We start from the raw sequence: 355 nt of genomic DNA, 5'->3' as shown, positions 1-355 counted from the left end.
CTATGTGATCGGCTTTCCGTGCATCTGCCTGTGGGCCGGGTTCGGCACCGCGATGCGGCGCGTGTTGTCCGACGCGAGGTGTCTGCGCGCTTTTAACATCACGATGGCGCTGCTGCTCGTGCTTTCGCTGTATCCGATCGCGCTGAAGCTGCTGGACGCGAACGGCATTGGGTCCGGCGACGATACGACGCTCGTGCCGAGCGACGGTCTGCAAGCGGCCACGCAGCTCGTCGCGGGCGAGGTCGATGCGGCGATTCTCAGCGGCGATTCCGCGACCCGCGGGCTGATGCTGCGCCTGCTTCGCGTGCCCGGCATTTCGGTGATGAATTTCGACGAAGCCAGCGCCTATACGCGG

The 355-nt window shown here is 65.4% G+C and carries 1 pseudogene; it reads left to right on the top strand.

Features of this window, described 5'->3' with window-relative positions:
* A pseudogene (locus SB822_RS55535) lies at nt 1–355 on the top strand (hypothetical protein); the annotation flags it as partial.

The organism is Paraburkholderia sp. SIMBA_054, from assembly GCF_046534875.1.
Classification (GTDB): Bacteria; Pseudomonadota; Gammaproteobacteria; order Burkholderiales; family Burkholderiaceae; genus Paraburkholderia; species Paraburkholderia hospita.
This window is presented reverse-complemented; position numbering and strand designations above follow the sequence as displayed.